This window comes from Sphingomonas sp. M1A8_2b (assembly GCF_053345535.1).
The window spans coordinates 423,846-446,492 of the sequence record NZ_JBKFAH010000002.1; the positions used below are offsets into that span (position 1 = coordinate 423,846).

Annotated in this window: 12 protein-coding genes; 9 read left to right on the top strand and 3 right to left on the bottom strand. The window is 65.5% G+C overall.

The genetic code is table 11. The features are described from left to right. Positions 1-91 precede the first annotated feature (91 nt). The gene (locus ACLBWL_RS10360; protein ID WP_447792707.1) at positions 92-4,885 is read left to right on the top strand and encodes a beta strand repeat-containing protein; all 4,794 of its coding nucleotides are present in this window, start codon (positions 92-94) and stop codon (positions 4,883-4,885) included. Positions 4,886-5,034: 149 nt separating this feature from the next. Then, positions 5,035-5,796, top strand: coding sequence for an alpha/beta fold hydrolase (locus ACLBWL_RS10365; RefSeq protein ID WP_447792709.1), 762 nt, complete (start codon positions 5,035-5,037; stop codon positions 5,794-5,796). Between the two features lie 348 nt (positions 5,797-6,144). On the opposite strand, the gene ACLBWL_RS10370 is transcribed toward ACLBWL_RS10365, so the two are convergent. Next, positions 6,145-8,364, bottom strand: a complete 2,220-nt coding sequence (locus ACLBWL_RS10370) for an ATP-binding protein (protein WP_447792711.1) — start codon at positions 8,362-8,364, stop codon at positions 6,145-6,147. A 346-nt stretch (positions 8,365-8,710) separates the two neighbouring features. Here ACLBWL_RS10370 and ACLBWL_RS10375 point away from each other — a divergent pair, with 346 nt between their 5' ends. Further along, positions 8,711-9,136, top strand: coding sequence for a fasciclin domain-containing protein (locus ACLBWL_RS10375; protein WP_332756231.1), 426 nt, complete (start codon positions 8,711-8,713; stop codon positions 9,134-9,136). Between the two features lie 60 nt (positions 9,137-9,196). Then, complete coding sequence (locus tag ACLBWL_RS10380) at positions 9,197-10,171, top strand: NAD(P)/FAD-dependent oxidoreductase (protein ID WP_447792713.1); 975 nt, start codon at positions 9,197-9,199, stop codon at positions 10,169-10,171. Between the two features lie 47 nt (positions 10,172-10,218). Here ACLBWL_RS10380 and crtI read toward each other — a convergent pair whose 3' ends face one another. Further along, a complete protein-coding gene (gene crtI / locus ACLBWL_RS10385) occupies positions 10,219-11,883 on the bottom strand; it encodes a phytoene desaturase family protein (RefSeq protein ID WP_447792715.1) in 1,665 nt (554 codons plus the stop codon). Positions 11,884-12,354: 471 nt separating this feature from the next. Between crtI and ACLBWL_RS10390 the strand changes: the two genes are divergently transcribed. Continuing rightward, positions 12,355-12,909, top strand: a complete 555-nt coding sequence (locus tag ACLBWL_RS10390) for a fasciclin domain-containing protein (RefSeq protein WP_447792717.1) — start codon at positions 12,355-12,357, stop codon at positions 12,907-12,909. Positions 12,910-12,992: 83 nt separating this feature from the next. Beyond that, a complete protein-coding gene (locus tag ACLBWL_RS10395) occupies positions 12,993-13,448 on the top strand; it encodes a phosphate-starvation-inducible protein PsiE (RefSeq protein ID WP_447792719.1) in 456 nt (151 codons plus the stop codon). 106 nt (positions 13,449-13,554) lie between these two features. Here ACLBWL_RS10395 and asd read toward each other — a convergent pair whose 3' ends face one another. Then, entirely contained in the window at positions 13,555-14,418 is an 864-nt protein-coding gene (gene asd / locus ACLBWL_RS10400) for an archaetidylserine decarboxylase (protein WP_447792721.1), read from the bottom strand. A 442-nt stretch (positions 14,419-14,860) separates the two neighbouring features. Between asd and ACLBWL_RS10405 the strand changes: the two genes are divergently transcribed. Genes ACLBWL_RS10405 through ACLBWL_RS10415 form a run of 3 tightly spaced genes read left to right on the top strand, consistent with a single transcriptional unit; the run spans position 14,861 to position 22,591 of the window. Then, the gene (locus ACLBWL_RS10405) at positions 14,861-18,058 is read left to right on the top strand and encodes a TonB-dependent receptor (RefSeq protein ID WP_447792723.1); all 3,198 of its coding nucleotides are present in this window, start codon (positions 14,861-14,863) and stop codon (positions 18,056-18,058) included. Positions 18,059-18,080: 22 nt separating this feature from the next. Beyond that, positions 18,081-21,032, top strand: a complete 2,952-nt coding sequence (locus ACLBWL_RS10410) for a glycosyl hydrolase 115 family protein (RefSeq protein ID WP_447792725.1) — start codon at positions 18,081-18,083, stop codon at positions 21,030-21,032. Next, positions 21,029-22,591, top strand: coding sequence for an alpha-N-arabinofuranosidase (locus ACLBWL_RS10415; RefSeq protein ID WP_447792726.1), 1,563 nt, complete (start codon positions 21,029-21,031; stop codon positions 22,589-22,591). The genes ACLBWL_RS10410 and ACLBWL_RS10415 overlap by 4 nt, the downstream gene beginning before the upstream one ends. The last annotated feature ends 56 nt before the right edge of the window (positions 22,592-22,647 follow it).

The window sequence follows — 22,647 nt, forward strand, 5'->3', positions numbered from 1 at the left end:
AGGCTTCATGCGTTCGGGGATCGGGTCGGTAGTCGATCGGTACCCGGGAACGGTCAGACTGTATTTGCAGTCGCTTGTGGAGGGTATCGGGATGTCTATCGCGTTGGCTTGTCGGAATGCGTCGGAAGCACGGAATTCGGGCGGCACCACGCCCGGTCTGCACGAAACCGCCAGACCGCACCGCGACACCGGCATCCGGCGGCAGATTCGCGGCGGCGTGTCGCTGATCGGGCTGGCCGCCACCACCGTCCTCGCATCGCAGCCTGTTCATGCCCAGGTCGTCGCACCGCCGACCAATCTGGTCAGCGCCTGTTCGGGCGTCAGCCTGCCGCGATCCGTGGTGACCGACATCATGCGTCCCGTGATCAACGGCGTCGTCGATCCGATCCAGCAGACCGTCAACCCGATCCTGGGCAGCGTCACCGCAGTCATCTCCGTGCCGGCCATAGCGTTGCTGGTGCCGCCACTGACCGCGAGCAACCTGAACATCGATGCGACCGGCTTGTTGAACACCGCCGCGTCGGGCGCGCCGATCTCGCTGCGGGTCCTGAACACCAATGGTACGATCGTCGGACCGGGGGATCGGTGCGACTCGCAGGCGGACGGCTTTTCGTTGACGAACCCCGCCGGTATCGCGATTGGCGGCAACAGGATCACCGGGCTCGGCGCGACCGGGGCGGAGGCGTTCGCCGGCGAGGCGAACTCGATCGCGTTCGGCAACGCGGCGTTGACCGACGGGAGCGCGCTCGGCTCGATCGCGTTCGGTACCAATTCGCGCGTCGGCGCGGGCGCGACCGGCGCGGTGGCGCTGGGCACGGGCGCGGTCGCCACCGGCGCGAACGGCGTCGCGCTCGGCGCGGGCAGCCTCGCCGCGCGCGGACCGCAGACGGCCTACGCCGCGATCGGGCTCACCGCGCTGCAAAATTCCGCTGGCGAAGTCTCGGTTGGTACGGTCGGCGGCGAACGGCAGATCACCAATGTCGCTGCCGGCACCGCCGCCACGGACGCGGTCAACGTCGGGCAGCTCGCGGGTGTCCAGTCTCAGATCGTCTCGCTCGGCACGCTCGGGGTCCAGTATGACGACGCGACCCGCGCCAGCGTGACGCTGGGTGGCACCGGTGCGCCGCCGGTCGCGCTCGGCAATGTCGCGGCAGGGGCAGTCAATGCCACCTCGACCGACGCGGTCAACGGCAGCCAGCTATTCGCGAGCAACACCAACACCAATACGGCGATCACCAACCTGACGACGAACATCAGCAACGGCGGCATTGGCGCGCTACAATATTCAAACGCGGCGACCCCGACCGTGCCGAATGGCGGCGTTCCCAGCAACGACGCCGCGCTGGTCGGCGCGGCTGCCGGACCGGTTGGGCTGCACAATGTCGCCGCCGGTGTCGTCGCCACTGGCTCGACCGATGCGGTCAACGGCGGCCAGCTGTTCGCGACCAACACCAACGTCACCAACCTCACGACCAATATCGCCAATGGCGCTATCGGTGCCTTGCAATATTCCAACGCGGGAACGCCGACGACGCCGAACGGAGGCCTGCCGTCGAACGACGCAACGCTGGTGGGCGGCGCAGCTGGTGCGGTTGCCTTGCACAACGTCGCCGACGGGGTTGTCGCGACGGGATCGACCGACGCTGTCAATGGGGGCCAGCTAGCCTTGGTGTCGGGTCAGGTCGGCACGCTGAACGGGTTGGCGGTACAATATGACGATTTGAGCCGCTCGCGCGTGACCTTCGGCGGCATCGGCGCGCCGTCGGTGGTGCTCGGCAATGTTGCGGCGGGCGCGCTCAACTCCACCTCGACCGACGCGGTCAACGGCAGCCAGCTGTTCACGACCAACACCAATGTGACGAATACCAACACGGCGATCACCAACCTGACGACGACCATCAGCAACGGCGGCATTGGCGCGGTCCAATATTCGAACGCGGCGACCCCGACCGTGGCGAATGGCGGGGTGCCCAGCAACGACGTCGCGCTGGTCGGTGCGGCTGCCGGACCGGTTGGGCTGCACAATGTCGCCGCCGGCGTCGTCGCCACTGGCTCGACCGACGCGGTAAACGGCGGCCAGCTTGCCACCGTTTCGGGTCAGGTCGGCGGATTGTCCGCGCTTGCGGTGCAATATGACGACAGCGGTCGGACGCGGGTGAGCTTGGGCGGCGTCGGCACCGGCGCGGCACCCGTCGCGCTCGGCAACGTTGCGGCCGGTGCGCTTGGCGCTGGTAGCACCGATGCGGTGAACGGCGCACAGCTCGGCGCCACCAATGATGCGGTCAGCGTCAACACGACCACCATCGCGAACATCAATACCAGTGTTACGGGCCTGCAAGCCAACGCCTTGCTGTACGACAGCACGCTTCAGGCGTTCAATGCGAACCGTGGTGGGGCAGCGCAGCGCATCACCAATGTGGCTGCGGGTGGACTTGGCGCCGGGAGCCTGGATGCGGTCAATGGCGGGCAGCTGGCCGGGCTGGGCAGCAGTCTTGCCTCCGCACTCGGCGGGAGCTCGACCTACAATCCGGCCACTGGCGCGGTGACGGCGGGCATCCTCTATGGCGGCACGACCTATGGCAGCGTGCAGGGTGCGGTGTCCGCGATCGAGACCTCGGTCGGGGGCATTTTGACGGGCACCGATCTGCGCTATTTCAACGTGAGTTCGACCATGGTGGATTCGCAGGCGCTCGGCACCGATTCCACGGCGATCGGCCCGAACGCCGTCGCCAGTGCCGACGGTTCCATCGCCACCGGGCGCAACACGGTCGCCTCGAGCGCGGGATCGGTTGCGATCGGCGACGGATCCAGCGCGATCAGCGGCAAGGCAGTGTCGATCGGTTTCGCCAATATCGCGTCCGGTGACGGCGCGGTGGCGATCGGCGATCCCAATATCGCGACCGGCGATGGTGCGGTCGCTCTTGGCCGCGACAACCAGGCAACGGGGATCGGGGCGGTGGCGCTGGGCGACACCAACTTCGCCACCGGCAACGGAACGGTATCGATCGGCCAGACCAACCAGGCGACCGGCAACGGGACGATCGCGATCGGCACGAGCAACGTCGTCAACGGTCTTGGCGCGCTGGCCCTCGGCAACCGCAACCAGGTGAACGGCGACGGCGGGCTCGCCTTTGGGTCGGACATCATGACCAACGGCGTCAACACGCTTGCGGTCGGCAACGCCAGCGCCGCCATGGGGAACTTCGCCGCCGCTTTCGGTAACAACTCGGTCGCGAGCGGTCTGAACTCGACGGCGCTCGGCACCGCTGCGGTGGCCTCGGCGGACTCGACGCTTGCCGTCGGCGAAAGCTCCGTTGCCTCCGGCTTGCGTTCGTCCGCGCTCGGCACGAGCTCGGCTGCCACCGCCTTCGCCTCGACCGCGCTCGGCGCAGGGGCGATCGCCAATCGCGAAAACAGCGTCGCGCTGGGCAACGCCTCCTCGACGTTGCGGGGTGGGGTCGCCAGCTACACCGCATTCGGCGTCACCGGCGCGCAATCCTCGATCGGCGAAATCGCGGTTGCCCGCTCGGTCGCCTTTACCGATCCCGTCACCGGGGCGGTGTTGCCGCTCGGCACACGCCAGATCACCGGTGTCGGCGCCGGCAGCGAGGATACCGATGCGGTCAACGTCGCGCAGTTGCGCGGTGTCTCGAACACGCTGGGTACCGCGTTCGTCGGTAGCCTCGGCGGCGGCGCGGCCTACAACGCCGCGACCGGCGCGATCACCGGCCCGAGCTATGTCGTCAACGGCGCGACCTATACCAATGTCGGCGATGCGCTTGCCGGCGTGGGTGGGCAGATCGCCCAGGTGGCGACGAACAGCGTGAGCTACGACAATGCCGCCAAGACCACGATCACGCTTGGCGGAGCAGGTGGGACGACGATCACCAATGTCGCGGCGGGCGCGCTCAACGCCACCTCGACCGATGCGGTCAACGGATCGCAGCTCAATGCGACCAATGTCCAGGTCGCGACCAACACGACCGCGATCACCAACCTCAGCAACCAGGTCGCCAATGGCGGCACCGGGCCGGTGCAATATTCCAACCCCGGCAGCGCCACCACGCCGAACGGCGGGGTCAGGACCAACGACCTGACTCTGGTCGGCGCGGCGACCGGTCCGGTCGGGCTGCACAACGTCGCCGGCGGCGCGATCGCGGCGGGCTCGACCGACGCGGTGAATGGCGGGCAGGTCTATGCGCTGGCGCTGACCGCGGTGAATGCGGTGTCGTACGATACCGACGCGACCGGCGCGCGGACCAACACCGTGACGCTGGCGGGTGGCAATGCCGCGGCGCCGGTGACGCTGGCCAACGTCGCGGCCGGGACGGTCGCGGCGGGCTCGACGCAGGCGGTCAACGGCGGGCAGCTCTATACCACCAACCAGGCCGTGGCGACCGCGCAAGGGACGGCCGATACCGCCCTGGCGCTCGGCAGCAACTCGGTCCAATACGGGCCGGGACGCACCAACGTGACGTTCAACACGGGCGGTGCCGCCACCGTTTTGAGCAACGTCGCCGCCGGCGTGTCGACCACCGATGCGGTCAACGTCGGACAGCTCAACGCGGGCATCAACTCGGCGGTGACTCAGGCGAACACCTACACCGACGGCCGGATCGCGGCGCTGAACTTCGACATGCGCAACCTGCGGCGCGACAGCTTCGCCGGGACCTCGAACGCGCTGGCCGCAGCCGGACTTCCGCAGGCCTATGAAGCCGGCAAGGGCATGGTCGCGATGGGTGGCGGCATCTATGCGGGGCAATCGGCAGTGGCAATCGGCGTGTCGAAGGCCTTCAGCGACGGGCACACCGTGGTGAAGTTCAGCGGTTCCTACGATTCGCAAGGGCGGACCGGTGCGTCGGGGGGGGTCGGCTATCAGTTCTGAGCCGACGGCCAAATCACGGACGGGCGCTCCACGGGGCGCCCGTTTTTGCTCGTCCCTCCCTCCCGGAACGGGGAAGCGGCGTGATATGGTTGACACGCCGGACCGCGCGACCGACTTGGCGGTCCTTCGCTTCAAGACAGGACGAAACCTTGGCCAGCACCCCGATCGCGCCGCAGTATTTCGAGAGCTTCGACGGCACGCGGCTGGCGTGGCGCGAGATGGGAGAGGGGCGGCCTGTGGTGCTGATCCACGGCTATTTCTCCGACGCGAACACCAACTGGGTCCGCTACGGCCACGCCGCCAAGATCGCCGCCAAGGGCTTCCGCGTGATCATGCCCGACCTGCGCGCGCATGGTGACAGCGACAAGCCGCATGGGCTGGAGGCGTATCCGGCGGATGCGCTGACGCAGGATGGCCATGCGCTGGTCAGCCATCTTGGGCTGACCGATTACGATCTCGGCGGCTATTCGCTGGGTGCGCGGACGACGTCGCGGATGCTGGCGACCGGCGCGAACCCGCGGCGCGTGATCTTCTCGGGGATGGGGCTGGAGGGGCTGACTCGGACCTCGCGTCGCGCCGGACATTTCCGCAATATCCTCACCAGGCTCGGTCAGCATGTGCAGGGGACGCCGGAGTGGCTGGCCGAGGCGTTCCTGAAGACGACGGGCGGCGATCCGGTCGCATTGCTCGGGATCCTCGAGACGTTTGCCGATACGCCGCTGGAGATGGTCAAGGCGATCCGGCAGCGGACGCTGGTCGTTTGCGGCGCGGAGGACGAGGACAACGGGTCTGCGCCGGATCTGGCCGCGGCGTTGCCGAACGCCGTATATGTCGCGACGCCGGGCGGGCATATGAGTGCGGTGGTGAAGCCTGAGCTTGGCCAGGCTATCGCCGATTTTCTCGCTGGGTAAGAGGGGGCCGGATGATCCTCCGATCGGCGGACCGCTTGAGTTCGACGTCACGCGCGTAATTCAGCCGGGCCCCCGCGTCCGCGTCCGCGTCCGCGTCCGCGGAGAAATTGGGTGAGTGTGGTTGTTACCACCATGGCAACCGCCCCGGCGGAGACCGGGGCCCAATGGGAATGTCTGAAGTTGATTGTCGGGTCGCTCCGGGGGGCGTGCGAGAAGCTTCGACGGATCGGTCTTGTCGAGAAGGCAGAAGCCGAAGCGCGCTCATGCGCCCTTTTGTCGTGATATGATGGCCAGGGCCGGTTGACCCTTTGCGCCCACCTCAACTTCACCCGGAATCAGCTTTCGGAATCAGCTTTGTTCGAGTCTCTGTGTCTTCTTATGGAAAACCTGCCTCAGGCTGACGATAGAATAGGGCTTGCGGAGAAGATCGAACTCGCCCGTCCCTTGCCTCGACAATATCTCACTATAGCCACTCGTGAGGATGATCCGCATTTTAGGCAGGCGACGGCGTATTTCGCGGGCCAGTTCGATGCCGTTCATGCCCGGCATCATCACGTCCGAAAAAACGAAATCGAATCCAGTACGGTCGCGGTCCAGAAGAGCGAGCGCTTCTTCCGCATGCCGCGCGAGGACGATGTCGTGACCGAGGTCGCGTAGCGCGGCCGACGCGAACGCGCCGACTTCGGGATTGTCTTCGACGACCAGAATCCGGAAATTTCCGGTGTGGTCCGCGCGTGTTTCGACTTCGTCGCGCTCGGGTGCCGGCGCCTGGCGTTCGCGTGGCAGGAAGAGCGTGAAGGTCGCGCCTTCTCCCGCCTCGCTGGTTGCCACGACGTCGCCACCCGCCTGCTTGGCGAAACCGAAGACCTGCGAAAGGCCGAGGCCGGTGCCGCTGCCGATGTCCTTCGACGTGAAGAACGGTTCGAAGATCCGGTCGATGTCCTCGGGCGGAATGCCGGTGCCGGTGTCCGTGATCGACACGCAGACGAAGTCGCCGTGACGCGGCTCGTGGCCGCGGACCGCGGGGATCGTGTCGCACGGGTTGACCGTGATCGTCAGGCGCCCTCGCTTGCCCATCGCGTCGCGCGCGTTGACCGCCATGTTGACGATCGCGGTCTCGAATTGGCTGACGTCGGTGTTCGCGAAACAGCGCGTGCCGGACAGTTGCAGATCGACCTCGATCATCGCGCCCGACAGCATCTCCATCATCTCGTTCAGGCCGCGGATTTTATCGCCGACGTCGAACACTTCCGGCGTCAATGACGATCGGCGGGCAAAAGCGAGAAGCTGGCTGGTCAGCTTGGCGGCGCGGTCCGCGGTCTTCGAGATCGCGTCGACATAGCGGCCGCGACGATCGTCGGTCAGGCCGGGCCGCTTGAGCAGATCCGCGGAGCCGCGGATGACGGTCAGCAGATTGTTGAAGTCGTGCGCGATCCCGCCGGTGAGCTGACCGAGCGTTTCCATCTTCTGCGCCTGGCGAAGCGCGTCATGGACGTGGGTCAATTCCTCGGTCCGTTCCGCCACGCGCCGCTCGAGCGTCACGTTGTTCTCCTGCACCGCCGCGAACAGCCGGGCATTGTCGATCGCGATCGCCGCCTGCGCGGCCACGCCGACGATCAGACGTTCGTGGCGAAGCGTGAACCGGTGCGTGTCGGAATGTCCGAACAGCAACCCGCCTAGCACTTCGCCCGAACGCGACACGACCGGTACGGCGACATAGCTGCGCACCGGCAGGTGACCCGGCGGCATCCCGGCATAGGGCGCGTTCTGCGCATATCGCGCGTCGGCGAGGATGTCGTTCGAGCGCACGACGCCTTCGTTGCGGAAGGTCGGGCCGAACACCGCGGTCGCGCGCGGGCGTCCGAGCCTTTCGAAATCGGCGCGCCGGGCGCCCGACAGCGTGAACAGGTGAAGCCGCTCGCCCGTCTCGTCCATGAGATTGTGGAAATAGGATCCGAACTGCGCACCGGTCAGCTGGACCGCAGCATCGGTCACCATCTGCACCAGCGGTTCGAGATCGAGCTCGGCCGCCAGCGACGCGCCGGTCCGGTTCAACGTCTCGAGCGTATGCGTCTCCGCCAGCAGATTCTCCTCGGCGCGGACGGTTCGGGTCACGTCGATGACCACCGCGATCACGCCGGCGGGCATCCCGTCCGCGTCCGGCACGGGCGAATAGTTCAGGTCGAAGAAGACCCGTTCCGCCGATCCGCCCCGCACCAGCGTCATCTCCTGACGCGCATAGGTCAGCGTCTCGCCACCCAGCACCGTTCGCAGGACCTGGTCGTTGAACGCGGCGATCTCCGGCCAGGCATCGCGCACGGGCCGCCCCAGGATACCCGGATGGCTGGGCCCGGCGATTTCCGCGTACGGGGCGTTGTAGAGCAAAATGCCGTCGGCGCCCCAGAGCAGCGCCATCGGCAAGGGCGAGCAAAGCATGATCGCGGCCGCGGTCTGCAGATGCGTTGGCCAGTCCGCGGGCGCGCCCAGCGCCGACCCCGACCAGTCCCGCGCAGCGATAAGCTTGCCGAGTTCGCCACCACTACGGAGAAACGCAGGGACCTCGGTCACGCCGCATGAGCTTTGCGTAGCGAATACGCGCGCACGCTCGATCTCGAACTGGGTGACAAAGGCAAAATTCCGCTCCGTATCGTCGATTCCCACGGGGTGCTCGTAGGGGGAGCGCCGCAGGTCTCTCCGAGCGCCGGGTTAGCACTTGGCGGCGGTGACGTCGATTTCCATACGACCGAAAGGTCGTATCGCGCATCGGTCGGCCTGGTGAAATGAGAAGCCCGCCGGACCAAGACACGGCGCGGCGACTTCAGCCCCTCGGCACCTGACGGCGGTCAAGGCAGGTCGCGGCGCAGGTCTAAAGCCTGGCGAACACGCTATTTTGCTCTGACTCAGGATCTAGAAGATGACCGATACCAAGCATGATATTGTCGACACCGCTGTTGCCGCGGGCTCGTTCACGACGCTGGTCGCCGCGGTCGGCGCCGCGGGGCTGGTCGACACGCTGAAGGGCGAGGGGCCATTCACCGTCTTCGCACCGTCGGACGACGCCTTCGCCGCGCTGCCGGCGGGCACCGTCGACGATCTGGTGAAGCCCGAAAACAAGGCCAAGCTGACCGAGATCCTCCTGCTCCACGTGCTGCCGGGGACGGTGATGGCGGCGGACGTGAGCGGCAAGGTGCTCGACCCGGCGACCGCAGGCGGCGCGACGGTCCATGTCGACGGCACCGACGGCGTGACCGTCAACGGCGCCAAGGTGGTGACCGCCGACATCGCCTGCACCAACGGTGTGATCCACGTGATCGACAAGGTGCTGCTGCCAACCGGCTGAGACCCTGTACAATTCGGCACCGGGGCAGCAATGTCCCGGTGCCATCGGTTGGAGATATGCGTGAAGGTTGCGATCGTCGGTGCGGGCATTGCAGGGCTATCCTGCGCCCTGCGGCTCCAGCAGGATGGCTGCGACGTCACGGTGCTGGACAAGGGGCGTGGTGCCGGTGGACGGATGTCGACGCGCCGGATCGCGATGTACGAAGGCGAGGGGCCCGGCGGCGAGGGGCCCGGCGGCGAGGTCGCCTTCGATCACGGTGCGCAGTATCTGACGATGCGCGATCCCGCGTTCGTCGAAGCGATGCACGGTTGTGAAGCCGCTGGGGTGGTCGCACGCTGGCCGGCTGCCGGCGAACACGCGTGGGTCGGGACCGATGGCATGAGCGCGATCGTCAAGCACCTCGCCGCGCAAGCCAAGGTCCACTGGAACTCCCTGGTCTCAGACATCCGCAATACGGCCGAAGGCTGGCGGGTCGAGGCGCCGGTGACCCAATCGCTGACGGAGACCTATGACGCCGTCGTCGTCGCGACGCCCGCCGAGCAGGCCGCGCCGTTGCTCGCACCGCACGATCCGGCGATGGCGAGCGAGGCGCTCGCCTGTCGATCGACGCCGTGCTGGACGGCGATGCTCGCGTTCGACCGTCCGCTGGCGATCGCGCACGACGTGATCCGGGACGCAGGGATCATCGACTGGGCCGCGCGCAACAGCGCGAAGCCCGGACGAACGGGCCCGGAAGCCTGGGTCGTGCACGCGACGCCGGCATGGTCGACCGCGCATCTCGAAGAGCCGGCGGAGACCGTCGTCGATCGTCTGCTCGCGGCCTTGGCGATGCAGTGCGGCGCCGCCATGCCAGTGCCGATCGTGCGTGCCGGGCATCGGTGGCGCTATGCCCGCGCGACGGCCACCGACCTCGGCTGTCTGTGGAACGGTAGCGATCGGATCGGTGCTGCGGGCGATTGGTTGATCGCACCGCGCATCGAGAGTGCATGGCTATCCGGGCGGCAGCTTGCCGAGCAGATGCTGGCAACCGGGTAGCGCGCATGCCGCTGGGCGGTGTAGCGCGCACGCCGCGCGCGGGCCGTTCAGACCCCGGCCAGCCCCATCGCCAGCGCTCGATCATCGCCAACCTCCGCCGGCACGCCGCCGACAATCCGCGGATCGATCGCGAAATCGCGCGCGATCTCTCGCACCGTCATCTTGGCGGACATCATCACCGAGGGCGTGCCGCCGCCCGGCTGCGTGCCCTGGCCGACCAGATAGAGGTTCGCGACATCCTCGCTACGGTTGTGCGGGCGGAAGAACGCGGTCTGCGTCATCCGTGGCTCGACCCCGAAGCCATTGCCGAGATGCGACCCCAGCACCTCTTCGAAATAGTCCGGCGTCACGAAGCTGCGATGGACGATCCGCTCACGCAGGCCGGGAATGTAGCCGCGTTCGTCGAGGAAGGTCAGCACCGTGTCGGCAAAGCCTTCGCCGACCGCATCCCAGTCGATATCGCTCTGGTTGTTGGGGACCGGGATAAGCGTGTACGCCGCGTGGTGCCCAGCCGGTGCGAGGCTGGGGTCGGTGATCGTCGGGATGTGGAGATATTGCGAGAAGTCGTCGGCGAGGATCTTGCGCTCGAAGATGTCGGTCAGAAGCTCCTCGTAGCGCGGGCCGAGAATGATGTTGTGATGCCGCAGGTCGGGGTCGCCGCCCTGCATCCGGTACCCGAAATAGATCACCATCAGCGACATGCTCTGCTTGCGGAACTTGACCAGCGCGTCGCGATTGATCCGCCGGTGCGCCTTGTCGACGAGCTTCAGATAGGTCGTCGCATAGTCGGCGTTCGACACGACCAGATCGGCCGCCAGCGTTTCGCCGTTCGCCAGCGTCACGCCGGTCGCGACGCGCTTGCGGCCGCGCTTCTCGACGTCGATCCGATCGACCTTGGCATTCAGCCGCACCGATCCGCCGAGTTCCTCGAACTTGCGGACCATCGCCTTGACCAGTGCGCCGGTGCCGCCGACCGCGAAATGCACGCCCCAGGTCTTTTCGACGAAATGGATCATCGCATAGATTGCGGGGACCTTCAGCGGGTTGCCGCCGATCAGCAGCGGCTCGAAGCTGAACACCTGCCGCATCTTGTCGCTCTTGAAATATTTCGAGATCAGCGAGAACAGCGGCTGGATCGCGCCGAGCTTCAACAGGTCGGGAAGGACGCCGACCATCGAGCCGAGTGAGCCGAAATAGGTATAGCCAAGCTCGAGGAAGCCGCGCTCGAAGATCGCGCGGGCGGCCTCGTGGAAGCGTTCGTAGCCGTCGAGATCCTCGGGGGCCAACTGCGCGATCTGTGCCCGCACGTTGACCGGGTCGGCGTCGTAATCGAAGAAACTGCCGTCGTCGAAATAGATCCGGTAGAACGGCAGGATCGGCACGATGTCGACATACCGGCGCGTGTTGGGGCCGCCGCTGGCGCCTGATACCACGCGGCTTCCTTCCGCAAGCACCGATGGCGGAAAGTCCGGCTCGTTTAGCATCGCCGCGTCGCGCTCCAGCGAGAACAGCTCCTCGATGAAATGCGGGACGGTCAGCACGGTCGGGCCCATGTCGAAGACGAAGCCATCGACGCGGCGGACATAGGCACGGCCACCGACATCGCCGAGCTGCTCGACGATCTGCGTATCGAAGCCGAGGCTCTGCAAGCGGATCGCGCAGGCGATGCCGCCGATCCCCGATCCGATTACGATAGCGCGCTGGCGGGTCATGACGGTCGTCTTTCGTGGAAAACGGTAGAGGATCTGCGGCACTCTACGAGCGGACGTTCGATCCCGCGCAATAACCGCGGATGCGGCAACGCGACAGGGGCGAACGGCTGGAACGCCCGATCGGTGCTGGTGGGGGCGGACCCGCGGATGGGTTTTGCTACGCTCTCGTTAATCGTGGCACGATACGGACTTTCGGCCGTATCCCGTGCCGGCCAGCGCCGCGTCGCCTGACGAGGGGATATGATCGCCCGGCAGCGGATCGGGGATCGCATTGCCGCTCGGCTAGGCCGGACCCGTCCTTTGGTCCGTATTGCCTGGCGAACGCCTAGTGCCGAGACCGCAGATGGGCTGACGGTAAGTGATTTCGCACCCCGAAAGAGCGCTGTGACTACCCTCAAGTCCGTCGTTTCAGGATCCCGAACGCTGGTCGGTGGCCGGCAGACGGGAATGTATGATGCTAGGAGAACCAAGATGACATCACGGATCGCGCGCACATTGGGCGTATGCCTCGCACTGTCGGTTGCGGTGCCGGTTATTGCGGTCGCGGCCAACCCGAAGGTTGGCGGCGCCGCCATGTATGCCAGCAAAACCATCGTCCAGAATGCCTCCGCCGCCAGCAACCTGACGACGCTTGTCGCCGCGGTGAAGGCCGCCGGTCTCGTCGAGACGCTGTCCGGTCCCGGCCCGTTCACGGTGTTCGCACCGACGAACGCGGCTTTTGCGAAGCTGCCCGCGGGTACGGTCACGACGCTGCTGAAGCCCGAAAACAAGGCGAAGCTCGCGGGTATTCTGACCTACCACGTCGTGCCGGGGAAGATCACCGCGAGGGATGCGCTAGCAGCGATCAAGGCCGGCGGCGGCAAGGCGACGCTCACTACCGTGCAGGGTGAGGCGCTCACGGCGCGCGTCACGAACGGCAAGATCGTGCTGACCGACGCCAAGGGCGGCAAGTCGATCGTGACCACGGCAGACGTGATGCAGTCGAACGGTGTGGTCCACGTGGTGGACACAGTGCTCATGCCGTGACGCAATGCGTGGCGCCGGCGTGTCCGGCGCCACGTCCTCTCGCCCCCGCCAGTGGTCACGGTACGCGTTGCATAGGGCGTTGCATGAAGTCTTTCGGCGAAAATCAGGCCGGCGCCTCCAAGGAGGACATCGTCGCCGATCGGTCCTTCAAGCCGCCGGTCGGCGAAACCGAGCACACGGTCGCGTCGATCGGCTTTCATGTCGTCGAACGCATTTTACTCCTGCTCGTCGCGCTGATGACGATCTGCGGTGCCGCGACCGAAATATATCAGATCTACCAGACCCGCTCGATCAATCTCGCGGATATCCTTCTGATGTTTCTCTATACCGAGGTGATCGGCATGGTGAATGTGTTCTACACCGGCAAAGGCGCGACCTTCATCTATCCGATATTCATCGCGATCACCGCGCTGGCGCGGCTCATCGTGCTGCAAAGCAAGGACATGGCGCCCGAGAATATCGTGTTCGAGGCGAGCGCGATTCTGCTGCTTGCCGTGGCGGCCATGGCGATGACGCGCCTCAGTCGATCGGCGGGTTAGATCGAGCGATCGCCGGTCCTCCAACTGGTGCCATTCGCTGCAGATGCTCGATCAGAAGGGGCTAGGCGGGCGTTGAAGCCCTCCGGGAGCATTGCGGGCAGCAGACTTAGCCGCTGTCCGCCGCGCTTGCCGACCCCATCGGTTGGCCGACCCGCACCGTCCGCTCCGGCGCCCAGGTCTCGTCGAAGACGATGGTCCCCGGCCTGAAGAGCATGATGATCGTCGAGCCGAGCAGGAAGCGGCCCATCTCGTCGCCCTTCTTCAAGACGATGGTCTGGTCGTCGTAGGTCCATTCGGACACGGTGTACGGGCGTCGCGGATTGACCAAACCGTGCCAGACGGTCGCCATGCTGCCGACGATCGTCGCGCCGACCAGAACCATCACGAACGGACCGTGGTCCGGGGACGCGAAGACGCACACGACCCGTTCGTTGCGTGCGAACAGGTTGGGGACGCCGCGCGCCGTGACCGGATTTACCGAGAACAGCGCCCCCGGCACGTAGATCATGCGCGTGAGCTTGCCGTCGCAGGGCATGTGGAGCCGGTGATAGTCCTTGGGCGACAGGTACAGATTGGCGAAGCTGCCGTGGCGGAACTGCGCGGCCAGCGTTTCGTCGCCGCCGACCAGCGCCGTGGTCGAAAATCGATGGCCCTTGGCCTGCAGCATGTGGTGGTCGTCGATCGCGCCGAACTGGCTGATCGCACCGTCGACCGGGCAGACGAAGTCGGCGTTTGCGGTCGGGCGAGCGCCGTCTCTAAGCGCGCGGGAGAAGAAATCGTTGAAGCTCGTGTAGCTGTCGATGTCCGGATCGGCCGCTTCGCTCATGTCGACCGCGTATTTGGCGACGAACCAGCGGATGAGCCGCGTCGTCATCATGCCCCCCTGCGCTCCGGCGATACGGCCGGCGAAATACGTCAGGCGCTGCTTGGGCAGCACATACTGGAGCAGCACCTTCAGGCGATCGGACATCAACACCTCAAACCATCGACAGACCGCTTGTAAGCTCATGAGCCGGCAGGTCGACCTCTGAAAATCGCTTGGCCGCGGTCATTGCGCTTACGGACGATCCATCGGATCTGCGGCTATCGACGATTGGTCAGATGACTTCGAGAATTCTGTCGCGGAGTCGGGCTCCAGTAGCGCATCAGACCGTCGGCGAAGATAGGCAATTTGGCCTAACCGAACGGCCTTGACATGCTGACCAGTCGATTTATGATACCGCTATCAACGAACTGCTCAAGACAGGCGTGATCGGGAGGCGGAGACTTCAAACACGATAGTTTTACAGATCGCGTGACCGAGAATGCCTGGCAGTCTCAGGCCGCGTTCCCGTGCCGAAGACGCCGACGACCAAAAAAAGAATAATGCGTCTCGCCGCCACGACGGCGAGGTTCCAGAGAGGATCCTGACAATGACACCTTTTGAAACGGTATCTCGTTTGACGCGCGCGGCATTGTTGTGCGCGACGACGACGAGCGCGCTGTGTGCAACGGCCGCAATGGCGCAGGCGGTTGCGCCGCAGCAACAAGCGCCCGCGCCTGCGCCGGTACCTGCGCCGACGCCCGCACCCGTGGATGAGCAGGATACCGTACCTGTAACGCCTCCTGCGGCGCAGCAGGCACCGCTTCAGGCCGAGGATACGCCCGGCACCACGGGTGAAGATATCGTCGTCACCGGCTATAGGTCGAGCCTCGCCAAGTCGACCAATGCCAAGCGCGCGGCGACCGGGTTCACGGATTCGATCTTTGCAGAAGATATCGGAAAATTTCCCGACACCAATATTGCCGAGTCCTTCAACCGTATTCCCGGCATCACGATCACGCGCGACGTGACCGGCGAGGGAACGAACGTCGCGATCCGGGGACTTGGGTCGAACTTCACGAACGTGACTCTCAACGGCGCAACGATCGCGGTGGCGTCGTCGGGGGCGACCGATGCGCAGGGTACGGATCGTTCGGTCGATCTCAGCTTCTTCCCGACCGACCTGTTCACCAAGCTGACCGTCAACAAGAGCTATACCGCGGACCTTCTCGAGGGGGGCGCAGCGGGCAATATCGATTTGCGGTCGGCACGACCGTTCGATCGTCAGACGTCGTTCCTCGCGTATAACGTGCAGGGCACCAAGCAGTCGCCCGAAGACCGGATCGGTGCGCGCGGTTCTTTGATCGGTAGCTGGCGCAACGACAAGTTCGGCATCCTGGCCGGCGTGTCCGCACAGCGTCTGTTCACGGATACACGCGGGTTCGAGACGATTGGCTATACCAATCCGGCGCTGACCGCCGCGCAGTGCGGTGCCGCTTCGGGCTGCAACTCGACCGCTGGCGGCAACTGGACGATCCCGGCCGTCGTGCCTGCCGGCGCCGGCGCGGGTCTGGTCGCGGGGACGCCGATCACCAGCGCATTCCTGCTCGCGAACAACCCGGGCGCGACGATCCAGCAGATCGACAACGCGCTGCTGCCGCGGCTCGGGCGCTTTACCAGCATCCGCGGGCCGCGCGATCGGATCAATGCGATCCTGAGCGCCGAATGGCAGCCGACCGATACGCTGCATTTCTACGTCGACGGGCTGTATGGCTACAAGAAGAACGAGCTGATCCGCGAGAATATGGCATGGATCGTCCGCAACGGTGCGGTCATTCCGACCAACCTGACGTTCGACAAGGCGGACTGCACGATCGGCTGCGTCGTGACCGGCGGCACCTTTGCCAATGCGCAGTTCTTCAACGAATTCCGTCCCTATACCGAGACGACCAAGCTGTTCAGCGTCAACCCGGGCGGCGAGTGGGAAATCTCCGATAAGCTCAAGCTGAACCTCCAGGCCAATTACGCGCGGTCGACCTTCCACCGCGAAAGCCCGTCCGTCGGCATGACGACCCCGCTGGGTGTCGGTAATACCGTGACCTATACCAATACCGGTGGCATCCCGACCATCCAGAGCGGGCTGGACCTCAACGATCCGGCGAATTTCGGCTGGAACGCGGGCAGCCGCGTCAATGTCTCCGACGAACGTCGGCTCAACAAGAACAAGGGTGCGCGGGGCGACCTGACCTGGGGGAGCAAGGCGCTCAACCTGAAGGTTGGCGGCGCATTCGACGACGTATCACGTCGTATCCAGGGCTTTGACAACAGCCAAGCCTATCAGAATGCGGTTTGTGGCAACAATCCGAGCGCCTTCGTAGCGTCTCCGAATTCCCAGCCGCCCTGCGAAGGGTTGAACGCGCCCGGCGCGGCGCCCGCCGGCTATCCGACGTATCCGGGCTACGGTACCGGATCGACGGCCGGCATGACCGGACCTGTCACCTATGGCGGCTCGCTCATTCCCAACTCGGCCGCACCGACGTATCTGTCGCCGGGCCCGGCCGGGTTCGTCACCGTCGATTGGCCGAAGTTCGCGGCTGCCACCAACTACGACCTCTACCACGATAGCGCGCAGGAAACCGGCGCGTCGACCACGGGTGCCAGCGGCGGCACCATTCGCGAGGTCGTGAAATCGGCGTTCGCGACGGTTAACGGCGAACAGGAACTTGGCGGCAACATGCTGCGGTTCAACGTCGGGGTGCGCTACGTCAACACGATCCAGACGATCGCGGGGCGCGTTTCGTTGCCCGATCCGCGCAACACGCCGGCGGCCGGTGGCGCGCTCCCGGACGGCAGCCGTTATCCGAACCTCGTCAACGTCGTCTCGACCCGGAACGTCTATTCGAAGTGGCTGCCGGCCGCGACGTTCGCCTACGATGTCGGCGAACACGCCGTCGTCCGCGTCGCCGGGTCGCGGACCATGACACGTCCCGATCCGTCCGCGCAGTTGCCGGGCGTCAATTTCGGTGCGCCATCGGCGGATCAGGCATCGATCGGCAACCCCGCGCTCCAGCCCTATCTCTCGACCAATCTCGATCTGGGGTTCGAATATTATACAGGCCGCGAAGGGGTCGTAAGCTTCAACGCCTTCCGCAAGTCGATCGAAGGGTTCACGAACACCGCGATCAGCACCGTGCCGTTCGGGGACCTGGCGCAATACGGGATCACCTACGATACGCTGAACCCGACGCAGCAGATCGCCTTGAATTCGCGCGGCGGCCCGAGCGTCGCACAGGTTCAGGTCACGTCTCAGGTCAATGTGCCCAACAAGCTGACGATCAACGGCCTCGAATTTCAGTGGGTCCAGCCGCTCGATTTCCTGACCAAGATGATCGGCGTCACCGGGTTCGGCTTCAACGCCAATGCGACGGTCGTCGATCAGCGCAGCGACGGGCCGGCACAGGCGTTCGGCGTGGCCCCGTTCACCTACAACATCACCGGCTATTACGAGAAGCACGGTGTGATGCTGCGCGTGTCGACGACGTCGCGTGAGGGGTCGCAGAACAGCGGCGCGGCACAGAACGGCATTCCGGCGGCGGCCTTGTTCGGCACGGATTACACGACCTACGACTTCTCGTCGTCGTTCGATCTGGACAAGATCTTCGGCTTGAAGAACGCACCCCAGCTGACCGTCAACGTGGCGAACTTCACCAACGCGACGCTGCGCTCCTACTTCCAGTTCGAGAATGCGACGTTCACGCAGTACAAGCCGGGGCGTCAGTTCCTGATCGGTCTGCGCGGTACGTTCTAGTATAGTCGGCGGAGACGGGACGATGATCACGCGTCGCACTCTGATCGGCGGCGCGGTCACCGCCGGGCTGATGGCCTCGCCATTGGCCGCCGCGGTGCGGTTCGACCGGCGTAAACGCGGGTTCGACATCACGCAGGCGGGCGGGGGCGTCGTGCCCGTCTTCGTCGATGTGGACGACCTGGCGGGAGTCCGTCGGGCCGCGGGCGATCTCGCCGCTGATATCGGTCGCGTGACCGGTACGGCGGCGCAGGTGCTCGGCGATCATGCGCGGCTGCCCGCGCGGATCATCATGGTCGGATCGATCGGCCATAGCCCGTCGATCGACCGGATGATTGCCGGCCGCAAGCTCGATGTCGCCGGCATTCGGGATAAATGGGAGTCGTTCGTCGTCGAGACGGTCGCCAACCCGCTGCCGGGCGTCGCCGAAGCGCTGGTGATCGTCGGCAGCGACAAGCGTGGCGCGATCTACGGCGCGTATGAGCTGTCGCGGATGATCGGCGTGTCGCCTTGGTATTGGTGGGCGGACGTACCCGTCGTCCGGCAATCGCATCTGAGCGTGGCGCATGGCCGCTATGTCCAGGGATCGCCCGCGGTGAAATATCGCGGCATCTTCCTGAACGACGAGGCGCCTTGCCTGTCGGGCTGGACCACTGAGACGTTCGGCGGGATGAACGCCAAATTCTACGGCCGGCTGTTCGAACTGCTGTTGCGGCTCCGCGCCAATTACCTGTGGCCGGCGATGTGGAATAACGCGTTCGCAATCGATGACCCGGCCAACGCGCCGCTCGCCGAGGACTACGGCATCGTCATGGGCACGTCGCACCACGAACCGATGATGCGCGCGCACAAGGAGTGGACCGACCATCACGACGATTACGGCAACGGCGCATGGAATTACGCGACCAACCAGGCCGGCGTTCGCAAATTCTTCGAAGAGGGTATCGCGCGCAATCGCACCAACGAGGTGGTCGTCACGATCGGCATGCGCGGCGACGGCGACGTCGCGCTGGAGAGCACCGGCAGCCTTCAGTCCGACGTTAAGCTGCTCGAAACGGTCATCACCGACCAGCGCCGGATCATTGCGGAGGGGATGTGCAAGCCCGCCGAACAGGTGCCGCAGGTGTGGGTGCTGTTCACCGAAGTCTATAGATATTACGACGCCGGGCTGAAGATTCCCGACGACGTGACGCTGATGCTGGCGGACGACAATGTCGGCAATCTGCGCCGCCTGCCGACGCCCGCCGAGCGCGGCCGGAAGGGGGGCTTCGGCGTGTATTTCCACATGGACATGCATGGCGGCCCGTTCGCCTATCAGTGGATCAATTCGAACCCGCTGCCCAAGATCTGGGAGCAGATGAACCTCGCCAACCAGTACGGCGCGAACGAGATGTGGATCGCCAATGTCGGCGATCTGAAGCCGCTCGAACTGCCGATCGAGTTCTTCCTCGCGATGGCGTGGAACCCCGCCGATGTCGCGAAGGACAAGATCGCCGACTGGACGCACGCCTGGGCGGAACGGCAGTTCGGGCCCGAGCACGCGACCGAGATTGCGTTCCTCGCGGCGCGCTTTGCGAAATACAACGGGATGCGCAAACCCGAGCAGCTTCGGCCCGACACGTTCAGCCTCGAGTATTACCGCGAGGCGGAGCGGATGTGCGAGGCGTGGAGCGACCTCGTCCGGCGCGCCGACGCGGTCGACGCCGTGTTGCGTCCCGACCAGCGCGATGCGTTCTACCAGCTCGTGCTCTACCCGGTCCGTGCCTGCGCCAATTTGACGCTGATGTACGTCGCAGCGGCGCGTAACGCGCGGTTCGCCGAACAGGCGCGGGCCAGCACCAAGGCGGAGGCGCACGAGGTCCGGCGGCGCTTCAAATACGACCACGAACTCCGCGACACCTACAATCACTTGCTGGCTGGCGGCAAATGGAACCACCTGATGGACCAGACGCATATCGGCTATTTCGACTGGTATCCGCCCGAGGTCGACATCATGCCCGCGGTCGCCGATCTCGATCTCGACGGCGTGACCGGCTTCGGAGTCAGCGTCGACGGCAGTGCGCGCTCGTGGCCAGGGTATTACCTGCCGCCGACGTTGCCGACGATCGACAGCATCACGCGACTGCCGACCTATATCGAGGTGTTTCCGCGCGGCGCTACCGAAGCACCGGTGATGGTGACCGCGGACCAGCCTTGGGTGACGATCCGCGAGGGCAAGGCGTTCAGCGCCTCGCCGCGCGACCGACGGTTCTGGATCGATATCGATTGGGCGAAGGCGCCGGTCGGCAGGGCCAAAGCAACGATCGCAGTCAAGGGCGATACGACGATCAATGTGCGCCTCGACGCGGTTCGCGCAACGCCGCAGCAGGAGAAGGACGCGCGCGGCGCGTTCGGGGGGCTGGCCGGAGCGTTTGCGGTACCGGTCACCGGGTTCGCGCGATCGGTCCCGGTTGGCGGCGTGCAGTGGGACACGATCCCCGATTTCGGACGCGTCGAAGCGGCGATGTCGATCTTCCCGGTCGATGCGCCATCCTTCCGCGATCCGACGCGTGCGCCTCGCCTCGAATATCCGATCTTCCTGGCGTCGGCGGGGAAGTATCACATCGATCTGGTCACCGGCCCTACGCTGGAAGTCATTCCTGGGCGGAAACTGAGCGTCGCGGTCTGGCTCGACGATCAGCCACCCGAGATCGGAACGGTCTTCACGCCCGAAGACGCGGTGGCGCAGGACTTCCTGGGCGCCAAGCACGCGATCAACGCGGCGGACAACGCGCGGACGATGCGCTTCACGATCAATGCCGATCGGCCAGGTCGTCACGTTCTGACCATCGGCATGATCGATCCGACGATGGTGCTGCAGACGATCGCGATCTCGAACGAGGAGCCCAAGACATCCTATTATGGACCGCCGATGATCGCCGCGCGCCCGGCCAAGCCCGGCCAGCCCGCTTCCCCCTGGGCGGTCGTCCGGTCATGATGCGGGCCTGTCTGGCGCTCGTCGGCGTTCTGGTCGCGCTGGCATTGCCCTCGCAGAACGGCCGCGCGGCCGGACAGCAGGTCGCGCCCGTTTCCGCCGACGTGATCGTCAATCTAAAGGCGCCCGGTCCGGTCATCGACAGACACATCTATGGCCAGTTCGCCGAGCATCTCGGGCGGGGCATCTACGAAGGCATATGGGTCGGCGAAAAGAGCACGATCCCGAACATCCGCGGCTATCGTCGCGACGTCGTCGAGGCATTGCGCCATATCCACGTCCCCGTGATCCGCTGGCCCGGCGGCTGCTTCAGCGGGATCTACGACTGGCGCGACGGGATCGGGCCGCGCGCGAAGCGACCGACCCGCGTGACGATGAACTGGCCGAACACGATCGACACCAACCAGTTCGGTACGCACGAATTTCTCGACTTCGCCGAACTGATCGGCGCGGACGCCTATGTCTCCGGGAATGTCGGATCGATGACGCCGCGCGATATGGCGCAGTGGATCGAGTACATGACCTCCGACCAGCCGGAATCGACGCTGGTGCAGGAGCGCAAGCGCAACGGTCGCGACAAGGCTTGGCGCGTGCCGTTCTTCGGCATCGGCAACGAGACCTGGGGCTGCGGCGGCGAGATGCGGCCCGATTACGCGGCCGACGTCAACGCGCGCTACGCGATCTTCGCGCGCGCGCCGAGCGGCTATCCGATGGTCAAGGTCGCGAGCGGCGCCAGCGTCCAGGGTGGCGGCGATTTCGAGGCGTTCACGACGGCGATGATGGCGCACATGGGCGATACACAAGCGCTCAGCTTCCATTATTACGCGATGCCCGACGGTGCGAAGGGCCCGGCGGTCGGCTTCGACGAGGACGGCTGGGCGAACGAACTCGCGCTCGCCTTGCGGATGGAGCCGCTGGTGTCGCGGACCGAGGCGATCATGGACCGCACCGATCCCGAGCGGAAGATCGCGCTCTTCGTCGACGAATGGGGCAGTTGGTACACCCAGCCGCGCGAGGCTCCCGAGGGCGCGCATTACCAGCAGAACTCGTTGCGCGACGCGATGGTCGCGGCGCTCACGCTCGACATCTTCCACCGCCACACCGCACGGGTGCGGATGGCTAATATCGCGCAGATGGTGAACGTGCTGCAGGCGATGATCCTGACCGACAAGCAGAAGATGCTGCTGACGCCGACCTATCACGTGTTCGACATGTACCAGCCGTTCATGGATGCGACGCCGTTCCCGGCGCTGGTCGCGGGGCCGGTCTACATGCGGGGCAAGGCGAGCATGCCGACGATCGACGCGTCGGCGGCGCGGGGGCGGGACGGCAAGCTGTACCTCGCGCTGGTCAACGTCAGCCCCGATACCGCGGTGCGTGTCCGCACCAACCTGACGGGCGCGGCGCAGGGTAGGCTGCTGACCGCGCCGCAGATCGACAGCCACAACAGCTTCGACGCGCCCGAAACGGTGAAACCTGTCGCGTTCTCCGGCAGCGTCGAGTCGGGACACGTGGTCATAACCATGCCTGCGAAGTCGATCGCGGTACTGAGGATCGAATGATGCGAAACGACCAACACGACACGGCGCAGGCCGTATCACGCCGCAGTCTGATGAGC

Coding starts and splice junctions, on each gene's coding strand:
- ACLBWL_RS10395 (WP_447792719.1), top strand. CDS start 12,993: ATGAAGTCTTTCGGCGAAAATCAGGCCGGCGCCTCCAAGGAGGACATC.
- ACLBWL_RS10410 (WP_447792725.1), top strand. CDS start 18,081: ATGATCACGCGTCGCACTCTGATCGGCGGCGCGGTCACCGCCGGGCTG.
- ACLBWL_RS10415 (WP_447792726.1), top strand. CDS start 21,029: ATGATGCGGGCCTGTCTGGCGCTCGTCGGCGTTCTGGTCGCGCTGGCA.
- asd (WP_447792721.1), bottom strand. CDS start 14,418: ATGTCCGATCGCCTGAAGGTGCTGCTCCAGTATGTGCTGCCCAAGCAG.
- crtI (WP_447792715.1), bottom strand. CDS start 11,883: ATGACCCGCCAGCGCGCTATCGTAATCGGATCGGGGATCGGCGGCATC.
- ACLBWL_RS10360 (WP_447792707.1), top strand. CDS start 92: ATGTCTATCGCGTTGGCTTGTCGGAATGCGTCGGAAGCACGGAATTCG.
- ACLBWL_RS10375 (WP_332756231.1), top strand. CDS start 8,711: ATGACCGATACCAAGCATGATATTGTCGACACCGCTGTTGCCGCGGGC.
- ACLBWL_RS10390 (WP_447792717.1), top strand. CDS start 12,355: ATGACATCACGGATCGCGCGCACATTGGGCGTATGCCTCGCACTGTCG.
- ACLBWL_RS10405 (WP_447792723.1), top strand. CDS start 14,861: ATGACACCTTTTGAAACGGTATCTCGTTTGACGCGCGCGGCATTGTTG.